General features: G+C 61.5%; 15 protein-coding genes. 10 read left to right on the forward strand and 5 right to left on the reverse strand.

Annotated features, from left to right (window positions below; translation table 11 throughout):
- Positions 1-7: 7 nt before the first annotated feature.
- Both JFT66_RS20610 and JFT66_RS20615 read left to right on the forward strand, forming a co-directional pair.
- On the forward strand, positions 8-1,426 hold the full coding sequence (locus tag JFT66_RS20610) for an efflux transporter outer membrane subunit (RefSeq protein ID WP_153839381.1): 1,419 nt from the start codon (positions 8-10) through the stop codon (positions 1,424-1,426).
- Between the two features lie 237 nt (positions 1,427-1,663).
- Positions 1,664-2,122 (forward strand): REP-associated tyrosine transposase, encoded by a 459-nt coding sequence (locus JFT66_RS20615; RefSeq protein WP_034120389.1) that lies wholly within the window; start codon positions 1,664-1,666, stop codon positions 2,120-2,122.
- A 118-nt stretch (positions 2,123-2,240) separates the two neighbouring features.
- On the opposite strand, the gene JFT66_RS20620 is transcribed toward JFT66_RS20615, so the two are convergent.
- Positions 2,241-3,524 (reverse strand): Zn-dependent hydrolase, encoded by a 1,284-nt coding sequence (locus JFT66_RS20620; protein ID WP_034120391.1) that lies wholly within the window; start codon positions 3,522-3,524, stop codon positions 2,241-2,243.
- Positions 3,525-3,548: 24 nt separating this feature from the next.
- A complete protein-coding gene (locus JFT66_RS20625; protein WP_198859987.1) occupies positions 3,549-5,030 on the reverse strand; it encodes an NCS1 family nucleobase:cation symporter-1 in 1,482 nt (493 codons plus the stop codon).
- Positions 5,031-5,623: 593 nt separating this feature from the next.
- Between JFT66_RS20625 and hydA the strand changes: the two genes are divergently transcribed.
- The 3 genes from hydA (at position 5,624) to preA (ending at position 9,867) form a co-directional block, all read left to right on the forward strand.
- Positions 5,624-7,063, forward strand: a complete 1,440-nt coding sequence (gene hydA / locus JFT66_RS20630) for a dihydropyrimidinase (protein WP_034120393.1) — start codon at positions 5,624-5,626, stop codon at positions 7,061-7,063.
- Between the two features lie 162 nt (positions 7,064-7,225).
- A complete protein-coding gene (locus JFT66_RS20635) occupies positions 7,226-8,593 on the forward strand; it encodes an NAD(P)-dependent oxidoreductase (protein ID WP_034120394.1) in 1,368 nt (455 codons plus the stop codon).
- Positions 8,593-9,867: an NAD-dependent dihydropyrimidine dehydrogenase subunit PreA gene (gene preA, locus JFT66_RS20640; protein ID WP_198859988.1), complete on the forward strand. Its 1,275-nt coding sequence runs from the start codon at positions 8,593-8,595 to the stop codon at positions 9,865-9,867. Before JFT66_RS20635 ends, preA begins: the two co-directional genes overlap by 1 nt.
- A 122-nt stretch (positions 9,868-9,989) precedes the next feature.
- Here the strand turns inward: preA and JFT66_RS20645 are convergent, their stop codons facing one another.
- Complete coding sequence (locus JFT66_RS20645) at positions 9,990-10,610, reverse strand: TetR/AcrR family transcriptional regulator (RefSeq protein ID WP_034120396.1); 621 nt, start codon at positions 10,608-10,610, stop codon at positions 9,990-9,992.
- A gap of 143 nt (positions 10,611-10,753) precedes the next feature.
- Here JFT66_RS20645 and JFT66_RS20650 point away from each other — a divergent pair, with 143 nt between their 5' ends.
- From JFT66_RS20650 to JFT66_RS20670, 5 genes are all read left to right on the forward strand, one after another.
- Positions 10,754-11,221, forward strand: coding sequence for a GNAT family N-acetyltransferase (locus JFT66_RS20650; RefSeq protein WP_198859989.1), 468 nt, complete (start codon positions 10,754-10,756; stop codon positions 11,219-11,221).
- Positions 11,215-11,580, forward strand: a complete 366-nt coding sequence (gene copC, locus JFT66_RS20655) for a copper homeostasis periplasmic binding protein CopC (RefSeq protein WP_034120398.1) — start codon at positions 11,215-11,217, stop codon at positions 11,578-11,580. Before JFT66_RS20650 ends, copC begins: the two co-directional genes overlap by 7 nt.
- Positions 11,581-11,583: 3 nt before the next feature.
- Positions 11,584-12,441: a copper homeostasis membrane protein CopD gene (copD, locus tag JFT66_RS20660; RefSeq protein ID WP_198859990.1), complete on the forward strand. Its 858-nt coding sequence runs from the start codon at positions 11,584-11,586 to the stop codon at positions 12,439-12,441.
- A gap of 118 nt (positions 12,442-12,559) precedes the next feature.
- Positions 12,560-13,378, forward strand: coding sequence for an NAD-dependent epimerase/dehydratase family protein (locus JFT66_RS20665; protein ID WP_153839236.1), 819 nt, complete (start codon positions 12,560-12,562; stop codon positions 13,376-13,378).
- Positions 13,379-13,409: 31 nt separating this feature from the next.
- On the forward strand, positions 13,410-14,285 hold the full coding sequence (locus tag JFT66_RS20670; protein WP_198859991.1) for an SMP-30/gluconolactonase/LRE family protein: 876 nt from the start codon (positions 13,410-13,412) through the stop codon (positions 14,283-14,285).
- Between the two features lie 83 nt (positions 14,286-14,368).
- On the opposite strand, the gene JFT66_RS20675 is transcribed toward JFT66_RS20670, so the two are convergent.
- The gene (locus JFT66_RS20675) at positions 14,369-15,514 is read right to left on the reverse strand and encodes an HlyD family secretion protein (protein ID WP_034120402.1); all 1,146 of its coding nucleotides are present in this window, start codon (positions 15,512-15,514) and stop codon (positions 14,369-14,371) included.
- The gene (locus tag JFT66_RS20680; RefSeq protein WP_153870826.1) at positions 15,511-17,154 is read right to left on the reverse strand and encodes an MFS transporter; all 1,644 of its coding nucleotides are present in this window, start codon (positions 17,152-17,154) and stop codon (positions 15,511-15,513) included. The genes JFT66_RS20675 and JFT66_RS20680 overlap by 4 nt, the downstream gene beginning before the upstream one ends.
- Positions 17,155-17,236 lie beyond the last annotated feature (82 nt).

Below are 17,236 nucleotides of genomic sequence, written 5' to 3' on the forward strand. Positions count from 1 at the left end.
GGTGCGCATGCGCACAGGGCTTAAACCCCTCGCAGCGATGATGCTGCTGGCGTTGCAGGGTTGCTCGATGGCGCCGACGTACACCGTGCCGTCCATTGACCTGCCCGCACACTACCGCGAACAGACCAGCGATGGCCCCTGGCACAGCGCGCAACCCTCAGACCAACTGGCGCCCGAATGGTGGAAGCTCTACAACGACCCAACGCTGGATAACCTGCAACAGCAATTGCTCAAGGCCAACCCCGACCTGGCAGCCGCCCTGGCACACTTCGACGCATCTCAGGCATATGCCAGCCAACTGCACGCTGGCCTGTTCCCGCAAATCAGCGCGAGCGCGCAACCGTTGCGCCAGCGCCAATCGGATTCGCGACCGTTGCGGGGAGATACGCAGCCGTCGGTGTACAACAGCAATACCGCCGGTTTTTCCTTGAGCTACGACCTCGACCTGTGGGGCAAAATTCGCAACCAGGTGGCAGCCGGTGACGCCCAGGCGCAAGCGTCCGCGGATGACTTGGCGGTGGCACGCCTGAGCCTGCAACACCAACTGGCGAGCCTGTATGTGCAGCTCAATGGGCTGGACGCACAAAGCCGGATACTCGACGGCACACTGGAGGACTTCAGCCAGGCGCTGCAACTGACCCGCAGTCGCTACGAAGGCCAGATTGCTTCAGAACTGGACCTGACTCGCGCGCAAAATCAATTGGCCGAAGCCAGGGCACAACTGGATGAAGTGCGTGGGCAACGCAACCTGACCGAGCATGCCATCGGTGAGCTGATCGGCGCGGCAGCCACTGATTTTTCATTGCCGCCCAGCCCGCAGTTAATTGCCTTGCCAGGGGTTCCGTCGCAGTTACCGAGCCACCTGCTGCAACGTCGCCCGGATATTGCCGCGGCTGAACGGCGCGTGTTTGCGGCCAACGCGAATATCGGTGTGGCCAAGGCGGCGTGGTATCCGGATTTCAGCTTGACCGGGCTGATTGGCGGGCAGACGCAAGGGGTCGGCAATCTATTGTCAGCAGGAAACCGATATTGGGCGCTGGGGCCGTTGATGAACGTGCCGATCTTCAATGGCGGGCGCCTGAGCGCCAACGAGCGTCAGGCCAAGGCCGAGTTTGAAGAGGCTTCGGCGCAGTACCGGAGCCAGGTGCTGAAAGCTGTGCGCGAGGTGGAAGATAACCTGGGGCAGCTAAGGGATTTGCAGCAGCAAGCTCAGGACGAACAGGCCGCGGCGGACGCCGCACAACACACCCAGTCTTTGGCGATGAATAGCTATCAGGCCGGGGCGGTAAGTTATCTGGATGTGGTCACTGCACAGACGGCAGCGTTGCAGGCGCAGCGGACATTGCAGGCGGTGCAGACCAGGCAGTTGCAGGCGAGTGTAGGGCTGGTGACGGCCCTGGGCGGCGGTTGGCAACCTGGAGCCTGACGCTCTCGATGGCGGTGGAACAGCCAACTTATCCGTAGCTGACCCACCGCGATCGGGAGCAAGCCCCCTCCCACACTGACTCTGTGTCAGACACATAATGTGTGAACACCGCAGCCCCCATGTGGGAGGGGGCTTGCTCCCGATTGCGCCCTTCCAGACACATCCTGCCAAAAGCCTATCCGCCAGCTTCTTGCTCTGCGACCTAGCCTCTCTAGACACATTTGAGAGGGCCAGGGAATGGCAGATTTACCGGCGTCACACCGCCTGCGCATCGGTCGATTCAGCGAGCCGAATCGCATCTACCTCATCTCCACCAACACCCATGAACGCCTACCCATCTTCAGCGACTTTTATCTCGGTCGCCTGGTTGTCTGGCAGTTTCGAGTCGCTCAGTATCAAGGGCTGGCTAATTCTCTGGCGTGGGTGATCATGCCCGACCACTTTCATTGGATTGTCGAGCTGCGACGAGGCTCGCTGGCGGATTTGATGTGTCAGGTGAAATCGAAAAGCACGCGTACCGTGAATGGTGCAAGCGGCCGTAAGGGGCGGTTGTGGCAAGAGAGCTTCCATGACCGTGCCCTGCGCAAGGAAGATGACTTGGTGAAAATGGCACGGTATGTGGTGGCCAATCCATTACGAGCGGGTTTGGTCGAGCGGATTGGAGATTATCCGTTGTGGGATGCCATCTGGTTGTAGCGCCGCAATTCAAATGTGGGAGGGGGCTTGCTCCCGATAGCGGTAGCTCAGTCAGCTCATCTGTAACTGATACACCGCCATCGGGAGCAAGCCCCCTCCCACATTTTTTTACCGCATCTCAAGCGGCTAACTTGCCACTGGCGATGGCTGCCGAAGCGGCGAGCATTGCCCGCATTAACACCGCACACCCCGCCGCCAGATCATCCGGTGCAGCATTCTCGATTTCGTTATGGCTGATACCGCCTTCACACGGCACGAAGATCATCCCCGCCGGGCCAAGTTCGGCGACGAAGATCGCGTCGTGCCCTGCCCCGCTGACAATGTCCATGTTCGACAACCCCAAGCCGTTGGCCGCATCGCGCACGGCGTCAACGCAGCCTTTGTCGAAGTACAACGGCGGGAAATCGGCGGTGGGCTCCATTTCGTAAGTCAGGCCATGTTTGGCGCAGGTGTCTTCGATCACCTTGCGCACCTGGGCAATCATCGAATCCAACCGCGCTGGCTCCAGGTGACGGAAGTCCAAGGTCATGCGCACTTCACCGGGAATCACATTGCGAGAGCCCGGATACGCCTGCAGGCAGCCTACGGTCCCACACGCATGGGGCTGATGCCCCAACGCCGCCGCATTGACTGCTGCCACCACTGCCGCTGCGCCCACCAAGGCGTCCTTGCGCAAATGCATCGGCGTTGGCCCCGCATGCGCCTCAACACCGCGCAGTTTCAGGTCGAACCACTTTTGCCCCAGCGCGCCGAGCACCACGCCGATGGTTTTCTTTTCATCTTCCAGAATCGGCCCCTGTTCGATATGGGCTTCGAAATAGGCGCCGACCTTGTGCCCACTCTCACGACGGGTTCCCGCGTAGCCAATTGCGCTCAACGCCTCACCCACGCTGACGCCATCCACATCGACCTTGGCCAAGGTATCAGCCAGGGTGAATTTCTCGGCGAACACCCCGGAGCCCATCATGCACGGCGGGAAGCGCGAACCTTCTTCATTGGTCCACACCACCACTTCCAGCGGCGCCTCGGTTTCGATTTTGAGATCGTTGAGGGTGCGCAGTACTTCCACACCGGCCAGTACACCGAAGCAACCGTCGAACTTACCGCCGGTGGGCTGGGTGTCGATATGGCTGCCGGTCATCACCGGTGGCAGGTCGGGATTGCGGCCGGGTCGACGGGCGAAGATATTGCCGATGCCGTCGATGGTCACTGTGCAGCCAGCCGCCTCGCACCACTGTACAAAGAGGTCGCGGGCCTTGCGGTCGAGGTCGGTAAGGGCCAGGCGGCACACCCCGCCCTTGGGGGTGGCGCCGAGTTTGGCCAGGTCCATCAGCGACTGCCACAGGCGGTCGCGGTTGATGTGCTGATGGGTCGATTGCAGAACGTCGAGGGCAGCGTTCATGGGGATCTCCTCAGGGTAACTTTCTTATGAATTGGCGGTGACTGGGCTGACGCCACGTTTGGCATTCAGCCCGTAGTACAGCAACCCACCCAACGCCGAACCGGTAAACCAGCCATAGCTGTAGAACCAGCTGAAGGCATCGCTGCCCAACGACAGCAGCGTCAGCACCACTGGCACGCCAAAGGCAACAAAACCGCTCCAGTTCCAGGCCGGGTACACGTCATCGCGGTACAACCCGGCCAGGTCCAACTGCTGTTTGCGGGTGATGAAGTAGTCCACCACCATGATCCCGGCAATCGGTCCCAGCAGGCTCGAATAGCCCAGCAACCAATTGGAATACACGGTTTCCAGGCTGACGTCCGAGACGATCAGCCCAAGCTTTTTCAGCAGTTCATGGGCCATCAGCGCCAGCCCTACCAGGCCGGTCAGGATCACCGCCGTGGTGCGGTTGATCAGCTTGGGCGCGATGTTCTGGAAGTCGTTGGTAGGCGAGACGATGTTCGCCGCGGTGTTGGTGGACAAGGTCGCGACGATGATCAGCGCCATGGCCACGGCCACCCACACCGGGCTCTGGATATGGCCGATCAGGGTCACCGGGTCGGAGACGCTGACGCCCACCAGCTTCACCGAGGCGGCGGTCATGATCACACCGAGGGCGGCGAACAGGAACATGGTCAGCGGCAGGCCGAATATCTGCCCGAGGATCTGGTCTTTCTGGCTCTTGGCATAGCGGCTGAAATCGGGAATGTTCAGCGACAAGGTGGCCCAGAACCCCACCATCGCCGTCAGCCCCGCCATGAAGTACCCGGTGAGGCTCGCGCCTTCGGGGCGCTTGGGCGGGATCGCCATCAATTCGCTGAGGGACACATTCGGCATCGCCCACACCAGCAGGCCAATCCCCACGGCCACCAGCAGCGGCGCCGACAGGGTTTCCAGGCGCTTGATCGACTCGGCGCCCCGCAGCACCACCCATAGATTCAGGCACCAGATGATCATGAAGCCGATCACTTCGCCGGTACCACCGAGGGATTTCCAACCGTCGAAAATCGAGCCCAGGAACAGGTGAATCGCCAGCCCGCCGAACATCGTCTGGATACCAAACCAGCCACAGGCCACCAGCGCACGGATCAAACACGGCACGTTGGAACCGAGGATGCCGAAGGATGAGCGCAGCAACACGGGGAACGGGATGCCGTACTGGGTACCGGGGAATGCGTTGAGGGTCAGCGGAATCAACACCACGATATTGGCCAACAAAATCGCCACCAGCGCCTCGCCAACCGAGAGCCCGAAATACGCGGTGAGCACCCCGCCCAAGGTGTAGGTCGGCACGCAGATCGACATGCCGACCCACAGCGCGGTGATGTGCCACTTGTTCCAGGTGCGCTCGTGCACCTTGGTGGGTGCCATGTCGTGGTTGTAGCGAGGGCTGTCGAGGACGTCGGGGCCGGCGTCGAGTTCGTACAGGCCGTTGCGCTCGATGACTTGCGATCTGTTCTGTTGCATGGCCGCTCCACGGTTTTTTTTAAAATTATTTTTGCTCACCTGCACGCTGTGTTCAGGTGGCCGGAGTACCGCGTAAACAACATGACATCACGGGCCCGGCCAGCTGCCATTGCACTCAATAACCGTGCCGACAACCGCCATTCAACCCGCACCGCTTATATAACCTGCTGATGTTTATCAGCTTTCCGATTAAGCCTTGGATACTTGCCGCGTTACTCAGGCTAAATAAGGCGCAAGTTGCCAGAACCCTCAGGTCTCAATCTGGTGCACCACAATTATTTTTATTTCCCGGCGCCGTCAAGAGGCATATCTCAAGCGCCTGATTTGCAATAAGAAATATTGTTCAAATCAATAACCTGTCAAGCGCGTCAAAATAGTCATGGCGTGCTTCATTTTGGTGATTTTAGTAATTTATCTATCTAAATCAGCAAGTTAAATCCTATAAACAGTTAAGAAAAATCTTCTTGCTCATTCTAAAAACTCGGGCTAGTTTCTATTCCTGTCACCGATGACAGGAATTAACCGACTATCGGTAGGCCGCTTTACAACACTTAGAACTGGCACGAGCCGGTCAAGCCTGTGAGGAACTCGACATGTCGCTGTTGATCCGTGGCGCCACCGTTATTACCCATGATGAAAGTTACCGCGCCGATGTTTTATGCGCAGGCGGTCTAATTCGCGCCATTGGCACGGATCTGGATATTCCCGCCGGTACTGAAACACTCGATGGCAGCGGCCAATACTTGATGCCCGGCGGCATCGACCCCCATACCCATATGCAACTGCCCTTCATGGGCACCGTGGCCAGTGAAGACTTTTTCAGTGGTACGGCGGCGGGTCTGGCCGGTGGCACCACGTCGATCATCGACTTCGTGATTCCCAACCCGCAGCAGTCGCTGATGGAGGCCTTCCACCAGTGGCGCGGCTGGGCAGAAAAGTCCGCCTCCGACTACGGTTTTCATGTGGCGATCACCTGGTGGAGCGAGCAGGTGCGCGAGGAAATGGCCGAACTGGTCAGCCAGCACGGCATCAACAGCTTCAAGCATTTCATGGCCTACAAGAACGCGATCATGGCCGCCGACGACACCTTGGTGGCCAGCTTCGAGCGCTGCCTGGAACTGGGCGCGGTGCCCACCGTGCATGCCGAAAACGGCGAGTTGGTGTACCACCTGCAACGCAAGCTGATGGCCCAGGGCATCACCGGGCCGGAAGCGCATCCGCTGTCGCGCCCGTCCCAGGTGGAAGGCGAAGCGGCCAGCCGTGCGATTCGTATTGCCGAGACCATCGGCACGCCGCTGTACCTGGTGCACGTGTCGACCAAGGAAGCGCTGGACGAAATCACCTATGCCCGAGGCAAGGGCCAGGCGGTATACGGTGAAGTCCTCGCCGGCCATTTGTTGCTGGATGACAGTGTCTACCAGCATCCCGACTGGCAGACCGCCGCCGGCTACGTGATGAGCCCGCCGTTCCGCCCGCGTGGGCACCAGGAGGCTCTATGGCATGGCCTGCAATCGGGCAACCTGCACACCACCGCTACCGACCACTGTTGCTTCTGCGCCGAGCAAAAAGCCGCCGGGCGTGACGATTTCAGCAAGATCCCCAACGGCACCGCCGGTATCGAAGACCGCATGGCTTTGCTGTGGCACGAGGGCGTCAACACTGGGCGCCTGTCGATGCAGGCGTTCGTTGCGCTGACCTCCACCAACACCGCGAAGATTTTCAACCTTTACCCACGCAAAGGCGCGGTGCGCGTGGGCGCCGATGCCGACCTGGTGTTGTGGGATCCCGAGGGTACACGGACGATTTCCGCCAAGACCCACCATCAGCAGGTCGACTTCAACATCTTCGAAGGCAAGACCGTGCGTGGTGTGCCGAGCCACACCATCAGCCAGGGCAAACTGGTGTGGGCCGATGGCGACCTGCGCGCCGAACGCGGTGCCGGACGCTATGTGGAGCGGCCGGCGTATCCGTCGGTGTTCGAGCAGTTGAGCAAGCGGGCGGAGCATTCCAGGCCGGTTGCTGTGAAACGCTGAGACCGCTATCGGGAGCAAGCCCCCTCCCACACTTGGCCCCATTCCAACAGGATCAACGCGATCAAGTGTGGGAGGGGGCTTGCTCCCGATGAGGCCAGTACAGGCAACAAAAAAACCAATGCCCATCAGAGGCAGCACCTCAATCACCGTGAGGCCAAAACCGTGATCCAGACCCTGACCCACCTCCCCCACCCCCACGAAGACGGGGCCACCCTCGCCAGCCAGTTCACCGACCTGGCTCCGCCCCTCAACGCCCGCCAAGCCCAACTGGAAGCCTCGCGCTGCCTGTACTGCTACGACGCGCCGTGCGTGAATGCGTGCCCCAGTGAGATCGACATCCCGTCATTCATCCGCAATATCCACACCGACAACGTCCAGGGCGCAGCGCAGAAAATCCTTTCGGCCAACATCCTCGGCGGCAGCTGCGCCCGGGTCTGCCCGACGGAAATCTTGTGCCAGCAAGCCTGCGTGCGTAACAACGCCGAGGAATGCGCGCCGGTGCTGATCGGCCTGTTGCAACGCTACGCCATCGACAATGCGCACTTCAGCGAACACCCGTTCCAGCGCGCCGCGCCTACCGGTAAACGCATCGCCGTGGTCGGCGCCGGGCCGGCGGGCTTGGCCTGCGCCCACCGCGCTGCGCTGCACGGCCATGACGTGGTGATTTTCGAAGCCCGAGAAAAAGCCGGGGGCCTGAACGAATACGGAATCGCCAAGTACAAGCTGGTGGACGATTTTGCCCAGAAGGAGCTGGATTTCCTCCTGCAGATCGGCGGCATCGACATTCGCCACGGCCAACGCCTGGGCGACAACCTGAGCCTGAGCGAACTGCACCAGCACTTCGACTCAGTGTTCCTGGGCCTCGGCCTGGCAGCCAGCAAACAGCTCGGCCTGCCCCACGAAGACGCCCCCGGCCTGCTCGCCGCCACCGACTACATCCGCGAACTGCGCCAGGCCGATGACCTCACCCAACTGCCCCTGGCCGACCGCTGCATCGTGCTCGGCGCCGGCAATACCGCCATCGACATGGCCGTGCAAATGGCCCGCCTCGGTGCGCGTGATGTGAACCTCGTGTACCGCCGCGGCCTGGCGGACATGGGCGCGACTCACCACGAGCAGGACATCGCCAAGGCCAACCAAGTGCGGCTGTTGACCTGGGCCCAACCCGACGAAGTACTCCTCGACGATCAGGGTCGCGTCCGTGGCATGCGCTTCGCCCGCACCCGCCTGGACAACGGCCGCCTGCTGCCCACTGGCGAAACCTTCGAGCTGGCCGCCGATGCGATCTTCAAGGCCATCGGCCAAGGTTTTGACGGCGACGCGCTGCACGACCCGCTGGCCCAGCAACTGCACCGCGTGGGCGAGCGCATTTTTGTCGACGAACAGCTACGCACCAGCATCCCCGGGGTGTATGCCGGCGGTGATTGCGTCAGCCTCGGCCAGGACCTCACCGTCCAGGCCGTGCAACATGGCAAGCTGGCCGCCGAAGCCATGCACGCCCAACTCATGCTGAATGTGGAGGCTGCGTAATGGCCGATCTCTCGATTGTATTCGCCGGTATCAAGGCCCCTAACCCGTTCTGGCTGGCCTCCGCGCCGCCCACCGACAAAGCCTACAACGTGGTCCGCGCCTTCGAAGCCGGCTGGGGCGGCGTGGTATGGAAAACCCTGGGGGAAGACCCGGCGGCGGTGAACGTGTCGTCGCGCTACTCGGCGCACTACGGGGCGAATCGCGAAGTACTGGGCATCAACAATATCGAACTGATCACCGACCGTTCCCTGCAGATCAACCTGCGGGAAATCACCCAGGTGAAAAAGGATTGGCCCGACCGTGCGCTGATCGTGTCGCTGATGGTGCCGTGCGTTGAAGAGTCCTGGAAAAATATCCTGCCGCTGGTGGAAGCCACTGGCTGCGACGGCATCGAACTGAACTTCGGCTGCCCCCACGGCATGCCCGAACGTGGCATGGGCGCGGCCGTCGGCCAGGTGCCGGAGTATGTCGAGCAAGTGACGCGCTGGTGCAAGACGTACTGCTCGCTGCCGGTGATCGTCAAGCTCACGCCGAATATCACCGACATCCGCGTGGCAGCGCGGGCGGCCTATCGCGGTGGTGCGGATGCGGTATCGCTGATCAACACCATCAACTCCATCACCAGCGTGGACCTGGAACGCATGGTCGCCCTGCCGATGGTCGGCACCCAGAGCACCCATGGCGGGTACTGCGGTTCGGCGGTCAAGCCGATTGCCCTGAACATGGTCGCCGAAATTGCCCGCGACCCACAGACCCAGGGCCTGCCGATCTGCGGCATCGGTGGCATCGGCAACTGGCGCGACGCGGCAGAATTCGTCGCCCTGGGCTGCGGCGCGGTGCAGGTATGCACGGCGGCGATGCTGCATGGGTTTCGCATCGTTGAAGAGATGAAGGATGGACTGTCGCGATGGATGGACAGCCAGGGCTACACCAGCCTGCAGGAATTTTCCGGGCGGGCGGTGGGCAATACCACGGACTGGAAGTACCTGGATATCAACTACCAGGTCATCGCCAAGATTGACCAAGCGGCCTGCATTGGCTGTGGGCGTTGCCATATTGCCTGTGAGGATACGTCGCACCAGGCCATTGCCAGCTTGAAGCAGGCGGACGGCACGCATAAGTATGAGGTGATCGATGATGAGTGCGTGGGCTGCAACCTGTGCCAGATCACCTGCCCGGTGGCGGACTGCATCGAGATGGTGCCGATGGACACCGGCAAGCCGTTTTTGAATTGGACGCAGGATCCGCGCAATCCGTATCGGGAAGCTGTGTAGCCCTTCAGGCCGCCTTCGCGAGCAAGCCCGCTCCCACAGTTGACCGCATTTTGCCTGGAGGAATGCAGTCGAATGTGGGAGCGGGCTTGCTCGCGAAGAGGCCCTCTGCCTCACCACAGGGCTCAAGGCTCCAACCCAATCCCCCGCAAAATCACACTGGTCACCGTTTGAATCGCCTTCTCAAACTGCATATCCGACAACGGCTGGTGATCATTGAGGATCTTCACCTGGTGATCAAAGTCGGCATAGTGCTGGGTCGAGGCCCAGATCATGTACAGCAGGCTCGATGGCTCCACCGGCAGGATGCGTTTATCTTCCACCCATTGGCGAATCTTCGCTTCCTTCATCTTGGCCCAGTCGTACAGGCTTTCATCGAGGGCCTCGCCGAGTGTGGGCGCGCCGTGGATGATTTCATTGGCCCAGACCTTGGAGCCATACGGCCGCGTACGCGAGCGTTGCATCTTGGCGCGGATGTAGCTGCTGAGCACCACCCGCGGATCATCGAAGGTCTCGAAGCTCAGGGCGTCCTGCTTCCACAGCTCCAGCAGGTCGAACAGCACCGCGCTGTACAACTCGCTCTTGGTGGTGAAGTAGTAATGCAGGTTGGAGCGCGGCAGTTGCACCTCTTCGGCGATGTCGGCCATGGCGGTGCTGCCATAGCCTTTTTCGGCGAAGACTTTTTCCGCCGCCAGCAGGATTTTCTCGACGTTGACCCGACGAATACCGATCTTGTGATTGCCCATAAGGGCTCCCTGACAACAACACGGCCTAAAGACTACCATCGGCTCTAGATCGCGGCGACAGACCATAGTGAAACTTCTGACGCTAACCTTTCCCCGGGAAATCGGATTGGTTAGCATCGCGGTCCACCTGAAGGATCATTGCCATGACTATCCGACCTCGCGTGGCCGCCGACGACCCAGTGCTGGGAGCGCTGTGGGAACGTTCGGTGCGGGCCACCCATGACTTCCTCCCCGAGGATGACATCCAGCGCCTGCTGCCCTTGGTACGCGACACTTACCTGCCCATGCCTGCCCTTGAGGTATGGGTGCATGAAGACAACGCAGGCATCGCCGGCTTTATCGGCACCGGCGCGCACAATGTGGAGATGCTGTTTATCGACCCTGACCGCCGTGGCCAGGGCATCGGCCGTCAATTGCTGGACCACGTCCGCTCCCGCCATGACACCCTCACGGTCGACGTCAACGAACAAAACCCCCAGGCCGTGGGTTTCTACCGGCACTATGGCTTTATCCAGGTCGCGCGCTCGCCGCTGGACGGCGAAGGCAAACCCTTCCCCTTGCTGCACATGGCCTTACCGACTCCCCACACTGAAGGTACTGAACAATGTTGATCAAGAAAGCCCTGACCACCGTCACCCTCCTGGCCTCCCTGCTGGGTGCTTCGGCGGCATTCGCCCACGCCCACCTCAAGAGCGCGGAACCTGCGGCTGACAGCAGCGTTGCCGCGCCAAAAGACTTGCGCCTGACCTTCAGCGAAGGCGTCGAGGCGACATTCACCAAGGTCTCCCTGAGCAAGGACGGCACTGAAATCGCCATCAAGGGCCTGGAAACCCCGGACGCCGACAAGAAAGTCCTGGTAGTGACGCCAGCCGCACCGCTCGCAGCCGGTCACTACAAAGTGGTGTGGAACGCTGTGTCGGTCGACACCCACAAGAGCAACGGAGAATACAGCTTCAAGGTCGGCCAATAACCCATGGCAACCCTGCTGGTGCTGTGCCGCTTCCTGCACTTCATCGTCGTGCTGCTGATGTTCGGGGCCTGCGTGTTCAGGCCCTGGCTGCTCGGCAATCAAGTGCAACCGGCACTCGACCGGCAATTGCTGCGCATCACCCGTGGCCTGGCCTGGTTGGGGCTCGGTTCCGGCGTGATGTGGTTGCTGTTGATCACCGCCAGCATGGCCGGCAGTTGGGACGCCGCGCTGCAACCGGCCACCGTGCAGTTGGTGCTGGGCAAGACCTTCTTTGGTCAGGTATGGACCTGGCATCTGCTGCTGAACCTGCTGCTGGTGATCGCGCTGATCAAGCCCTGGCCGGCCTTGCGCTTGCCGTTGATCGCGCTGTTGCTGGCGACCCTGGCACCCGTGGGCCATGGCGCCATGCTCAGTGGGCTGAGCGGGCAGTTGCTGATCCTTAACCAGGTGGTGCATCTGCTGTGCGTGGGGGCCTGGCTCGGCGGGTTGCTGATGCTGGTGTTGATCCTCGGGCACGCGCAAGACCACCGGTTGGAGCCGATTCTGCGGCGTTTCAGCGGCGTGGGTTACGGCCTGGTCGGCGGCTTGCTGGTGACCGGCTTGATCAATGTGCGTGTGCTCACCGGGCAACTGTGGCCCACCCCGCTGTTCAATGGGTTTGCCTTGATTCTGTTGATCAAGGTGCTGTTGGTGTTGGGTATGTTGGGGTTGGCGCTGCTCAACCGGTTACGTATCGAACGCTGCGAACAACGCGTGGGCAGTTTGAAAGCCAGTGTGATGGTGGAGTGGCTGCTGGGGGTTTGTGCGGTGGCCGCGGTTTCCCTGCTGGGTACCCTGCCACCGATGGTCATGGCTGGCTGAAACCGCTGCGTTTTCAGGTCGTACACCCATCCAATGCAAGAACATTGACAACCTGGGGAATCCCTAACACTATTTCCACATAGTCGTACGACAACCTACAACAATAATTGGAATGCCCATGACCACCCTAACGCCCGTTCCCTTCAACCGCCTGCTGCTCACCGGTGCCGCCGGCGGCCTCGGCAAAGTCTTGCGCGAACGCATGCGCCCTTACGCCAAGGTCCTGCGCCTGTCGGATATTGCCGAAATGGCCCCCGCCACCGATGCCCGCGAAGAAGTGCAAACCTGCGACCTTGCCGATAAGCACGCCGTGCACCACCTGGTGGAAGGCGTCGACGCCATCCTGCATTTTGGCGGTGTGTCGGTGGAGCGCTCGTTCGAAGAAGTGCTTGGCGCGAATATCAGTGGCATTTTCCATATCTATGAGGCTGCGCGCCGTCACGGGGTCAAGCGCGTTATCTTCGCCAGTTCCAACCATGTGATTGGCTTCCACAAGCAGGGCCAGCAACTCGACGCCCACTCTGCGCGCCGCCCCGACAGCTATTACGGCCTGTCCAAGTCCTACGGCGAAGACATGGCAAGTTTCTACTTCGACCGCTATGGCATCCAGACCGTGAGCATCCGTATCGGCTCCTCGTTCCCGCAACCGCAGAACCGCCGGATGATGCACACCTGGCTGAGTTTCGATGACCTGACCCAACTGCTCGAGCGCGCGCTGTACACGCCCGATGTCGGCCATACCGTGGTCTACGGCATGTCGGCCAACCTCGAGACCTGGTGGGATAACCGCTACGCCGCACATTTGGGCTTTATTCCAAAGGACAGCTCGGAAGTGTTCCGCGCCGAGGTTGAAACCCAGCCGCCAGTGGCTGCCGATGACCCGGCTGCGGTCTACCAGGGCGGTGCCTTTTGCGCAGCAGGGCCGTTCGGTGACTGAGTGCACAGCAACCCCAAGGGAATGAGTAGCCATGAGTGCAGAACTGATTGTCGCCGCCCGCAATGCCGTGGGCGAATGCCCGGTGTGGGTCCCTGAGGAAAACGCCCTGTACTGGGTGGATATCCCCAACGGCAGCCTGCAACGCTGGAACGCCGCTACCGGCCATATGGCCGTGTGGAAAGCCCCGCAGATGCTAGCCTGCATTGCGCGCACCCTGGCGGGCAACTGGGTGGCCGGCATGCAAAGCGGCTTCTTCCAATTGACGCCCCACCAAGACGGCAGCCTCGACACTACGCCCCTTGCCGGTATCGAGCACCCGCGTGCGGACATGCGTCTGAACGATGGCCGCTGTGATCGCCAGGGCCGTTTCTGGGCGGGGAGCATGGTGCTGGACATGGGCCTGAACGCGGCCGAGGGCATCCTCTATCGCTACACCTCAGGGGTTGCGCCCTACGCGCAGTTGGGTGGCTTCATCACGCTCAATGGCCTGGCCTTCAGCCCCGATGGCCGCACGATGTACGCCTCGGATTCGCACCCGCTGGTGCAGCAGGTCTGGGCCTTCGACTACGACATCGAGACCGGCACGCCGTCCAATCGCCGCGTATTCATTGATATGAATCAGTTCCCCGGCCGCCCCGACGGCGCCGCCGTGGATGCCGAGGGCGGCTACTGGATCTGTGCCAACGACGCCGGTCTGATCCACCGCTTCACCCCCGACGGACGCCTGGACCGCTCCCTGAGCGTGCCGGTGAAAAAACCCACCATGTGTGCATTTGGCGGCAGTCGCCTGGACACCCTGTACGTCACGTCGATACGTGACGATGTGAGTGAACAGTCGCTGTCCGGCGGCGTATTCGCCCTCAACCCCAGCGTCCAGGGGCTGCCCGAACCGCGCTTCACCCTCTAGCTGCATCGCTGTGCCTTGAATACAGTAATGACACAATTGGCGAGCAAGCCCGCGCTCACATGTTGCTCTCCCCTGTCTGGGTGTCAGGGTGGTGAATTCTTGAGGCGCCCTGCGGTATCAATACTCACCACCACCGACAACCCCGGTCGCAGTCGCTCACTCTCGGCCTGATCCGGGTCCACCGTAATCCTCACCGGCACCCGCTGGGCGATCTTCACGAAGTTGCCGGTGGCATTGTCCGCCTGCAACAGGCTGAACTCGGACCCGGTCGCCGGGGAGATGTGCTGCACCGTGCCATGGAATTTGCGGTGGTTCAGCGCATCCACGGTGAAGGTCACTGGCTGGCCCACCTGCACATTGTCCATCTGGGTTTCTTTCATGTTGGCAATCACCCACAGCTGCTTGGGCACCAAGGCCATCAACTGCGCGCCAGAGTTGACGTAGGCGCCCAGGCGCACGCCGATCTGCCCCAGTTGGCCATCCCGGGGCGCGGTGATGCGGGTGTTGGACAAATCGATCCGCGCCAGTTCCACCGCCGCCTCGGCACTCGCCACTGCCGCTTCCAGGGAGCCGCGGTTGACGATCACCGTCTGCAGGTCCTGGCGGGCAATTTCCAGGCTGGCCTGGGCCTGGGCCACGGCGGCGATGGTCTGGGCATTGGCGGCACGGGTCACGTCCAGTTCGCGCCTGGACACCGAACCATCGCTGATCAGCTCTTCATTGCGGCGTAGATCCGCCGTGCTCTTGCGCGCCTGGGCCTGGCTGTCCACCAACGCGGCCTGGCGCAACTTGATGGTCGCTTCGGCGCTGTTGCGTTGCTGTACTACATTGGCCAACGACGCTTTCTGCACCGCCAGTTGCGCCAGGGCCTGGTCCATGCGCTGCTTGTAGATGCGGTCATCCAGGCGTACCAGCAGGTCGCCGGCCTTGACGTACTGGAAGTCCTGCACCGGCACTTCGAACACATAGCCGCTGAGCTGCGGGCCGATAATCGTCACCTGCCCCCGCACCAAGGCGTTTTCGGTGGTCTCCACCGCGCTGCTGAACGGTGGCAGCTGCCAGGCGTACAGCACGATCAGCACACCGATGATGGCAATCGCGGCAAAGCCCAGGGACGAGAGGATGCGCACCCGCAATGGCCGCAACTCGGTAGGTACGGCGCCCGGCGGCGTGCTGCCTTCCGGTGTGGCGGCGATGGCAGTCGTGGTGGTGGTTGAAGGTTCAGTCATGAAGTCGCGCCGCTGGGTTGAACAGGAGGGGTTGCCTTGGTGGTGCTCATCAGCCACAGGCTGCGGGTAAAGATCCAGAGCATGGTCAGGATCGCGATAATCGCGATCAGCATGAAGACATCGTTGTACGCCATTACGTTCGCCTCACGGGTGGCCGCCGTGGCCAGGCTGCGGATGCCCATCAGGTTGCGCAACTCCGGGTCGGCGACGATCCCGCCATAGGCCGAACCACCGCTCTGCACCCGCGCCGCCACACGCGGGTCGATCAAGGTCAGGTGCTCGACGATCATGCTCGAGTGGTACTTCTCGCGCACGATCTGGAAGGTGCCGAGCAACGCCGCGCCGATCAGGCCGCCGAGGTTCTGGCAAATCCCGAACATCACCGAAAAGCTCACCAAGTTGCGCGGGTTGGTCAGCACGTTTTTCGTACCCAGCACCATGGTCGGCCCGAGGAAGAACGTGCCGCCAAAGCCTAGCAGGAACTGGCTGATGTACAGGTTTTGCGGGCGAGTGAGATTGCTGGAAAAACTGTCCATCACCGAGCCTGTCGCCATCAACGCCAGGGAAATGATCAAGGGCATCAGCAGGTGCGCCGGGTTGATCGTCAAGGCGCTGACCACCAGCCCGGCAATCGCCCCGGCCAACATCACCACGTACAGCGTATGCATCTGCTGGTAGCTCATGTTCAGCATCTGCATGAACCCCACCGCACCGGTGGATTGCTCGGACAACACCATACGTATCAGCACCACCGCCAGGGCCAGGCGAATCATCACGCCGCTGCCCAGCCAACGCGTCATCAGCATCGGGTTGCTGCGGTTATGCTCGATGGCCAGCCCCGCCATGATCAACACCAGGGAGCAGGCCGAGGCCACGCCGATCCACGGCGCCTCCAGCCACCAGTCGATGCGCCCCAGGGACAACACCGCGCAGAGCAAGGCCACGCCACTGGCGAGGATGGCGAAGGTGAGGAAGTCGAGTTTTTCAAAGGTCTTGAAGCGGTCACCGGGCGGCAGTTTGAGCAGAAACACACAACCCAGGCAGATCAGCGCCAGGCCCAGTTCAAACAGATACAACCCGCGCCATTCGGCGATTTGCAGCAAGTCCTCGGAGAACAATCGCGCCAGGGGCAGGGCCAACTGCGCGGTGCCCAACCCCAACACCAGGGCTTTCAAGCGCCATTTGGCCGGGAAGGCCTGGATCATGTAGTACAAGCCCAACGAACTCAGCGCCGCACCCACCATGCCGTGGGCGGCCCTGACCGCGATGGCCGAACTGAGGTCGTTGACGAACAAGTGGCCGAACGTCACCAGCGCATACAGCACCAGGAACACCTCGGTGAACGCCCGCAGGCCGAACTGCTGGCGAAACTTGACCAACAGCAGGTTCATGCACACGTTGGTCATGACATAGGCGGCGGGCAGCCAGGCCATTTCGGCGGTGGTCGCGCCGAGGGCGCCTTGCAGATATTGCAGGTTGGCGATGACCAGGGCATTGCCCAGGCCACCGGTGATTGCCACCAGCACGCCCACCAGCGCAAACAGCCAGCGCTTGTGGGTGGGGTGCAACGGCGTCGACGGCGAGCCGGGCAGGCTCGGTCGCTCATGGGGCTGCCAGGTGTGGGGGGTGTATTTATCCATTCGGTGACCTTGGTGATCCGACGTGCAAGGCCGGTGAATCCGCTGCTCAGGGCGTAGTAAACCTGAGCAGCGTTTATCTTGC

Origin of the sequence: Pseudomonas sp. MF6755 (genome assembly GCF_016405635.1) — a bacterium.
Classification (GTDB): Bacteria; Pseudomonadota; Gammaproteobacteria; order Pseudomonadales; family Pseudomonadaceae; genus Aquipseudomonas; species Aquipseudomonas haemolytica.

Excerpts from the sequence above, each read along its gene's own strand:
- JFT66_RS20650 (WP_198859989.1), top strand. The coding sequence starts at position 10,754 with ATGACTATCCGACCTCGCGTGGCCGCCGACGACCCAGTGCTGGGAGCG.
- JFT66_RS20645 (WP_034120396.1), bottom strand. The coding sequence starts at position 10,610 with ATGGGCAATCACAAGATCGGTATTCGTCGGGTCAACGTCGAGAAAATC.
- JFT66_RS20665 (WP_153839236.1), top strand. The coding sequence starts at position 12,560 with ATGACCACCCTAACGCCCGTTCCCTTCAACCGCCTGCTGCTCACCGGT.
- JFT66_RS20675 (WP_034120402.1), bottom strand. The coding sequence starts at position 15,514 with ATGACTGAACCTTCAACCACCACCACGACTGCCATCGCCGCCACACCG.
- JFT66_RS20625 (WP_198859987.1), bottom strand. The coding sequence starts at position 5,030 with ATGCAACAGAACAGATCGCAAGTCATCGAGCGCAACGGCCTGTACGAA.
- hydA (WP_034120393.1), top strand. The coding sequence starts at position 5,624 with ATGTCGCTGTTGATCCGTGGCGCCACCGTTATTACCCATGATGAAAGT.
- preA (WP_198859988.1), top strand. The coding sequence starts at position 8,593 with ATGGCCGATCTCTCGATTGTATTCGCCGGTATCAAGGCCCCTAACCCG.
- JFT66_RS20615 (WP_034120389.1), top strand. The coding sequence starts at position 1,664 with ATGGCAGATTTACCGGCGTCACACCGCCTGCGCATCGGTCGATTCAGC.
- JFT66_RS20680 (WP_153870826.1), bottom strand. The coding sequence starts at position 17,154 with ATGGATAAATACACCCCCCACACCTGGCAGCCCCATGAGCGACCGAGC.
- copC (WP_034120398.1), top strand. The coding sequence starts at position 11,215 with ATGTTGATCAAGAAAGCCCTGACCACCGTCACCCTCCTGGCCTCCCTG.
- JFT66_RS20610 (WP_153839381.1), top strand. The coding sequence starts at position 8 with ATGCGCACAGGGCTTAAACCCCTCGCAGCGATGATGCTGCTGGCGTTG.
- JFT66_RS20670 (WP_198859991.1), top strand. The coding sequence starts at position 13,410 with ATGAGTGCAGAACTGATTGTCGCCGCCCGCAATGCCGTGGGCGAATGC.
- copD (WP_198859990.1), top strand. The coding sequence starts at position 11,584 with ATGGCAACCCTGCTGGTGCTGTGCCGCTTCCTGCACTTCATCGTCGTG.
- JFT66_RS20620 (WP_034120391.1), bottom strand. The coding sequence starts at position 3,524 with ATGAACGCTGCCCTCGACGTTCTGCAATCGACCCATCAGCACATCAAC.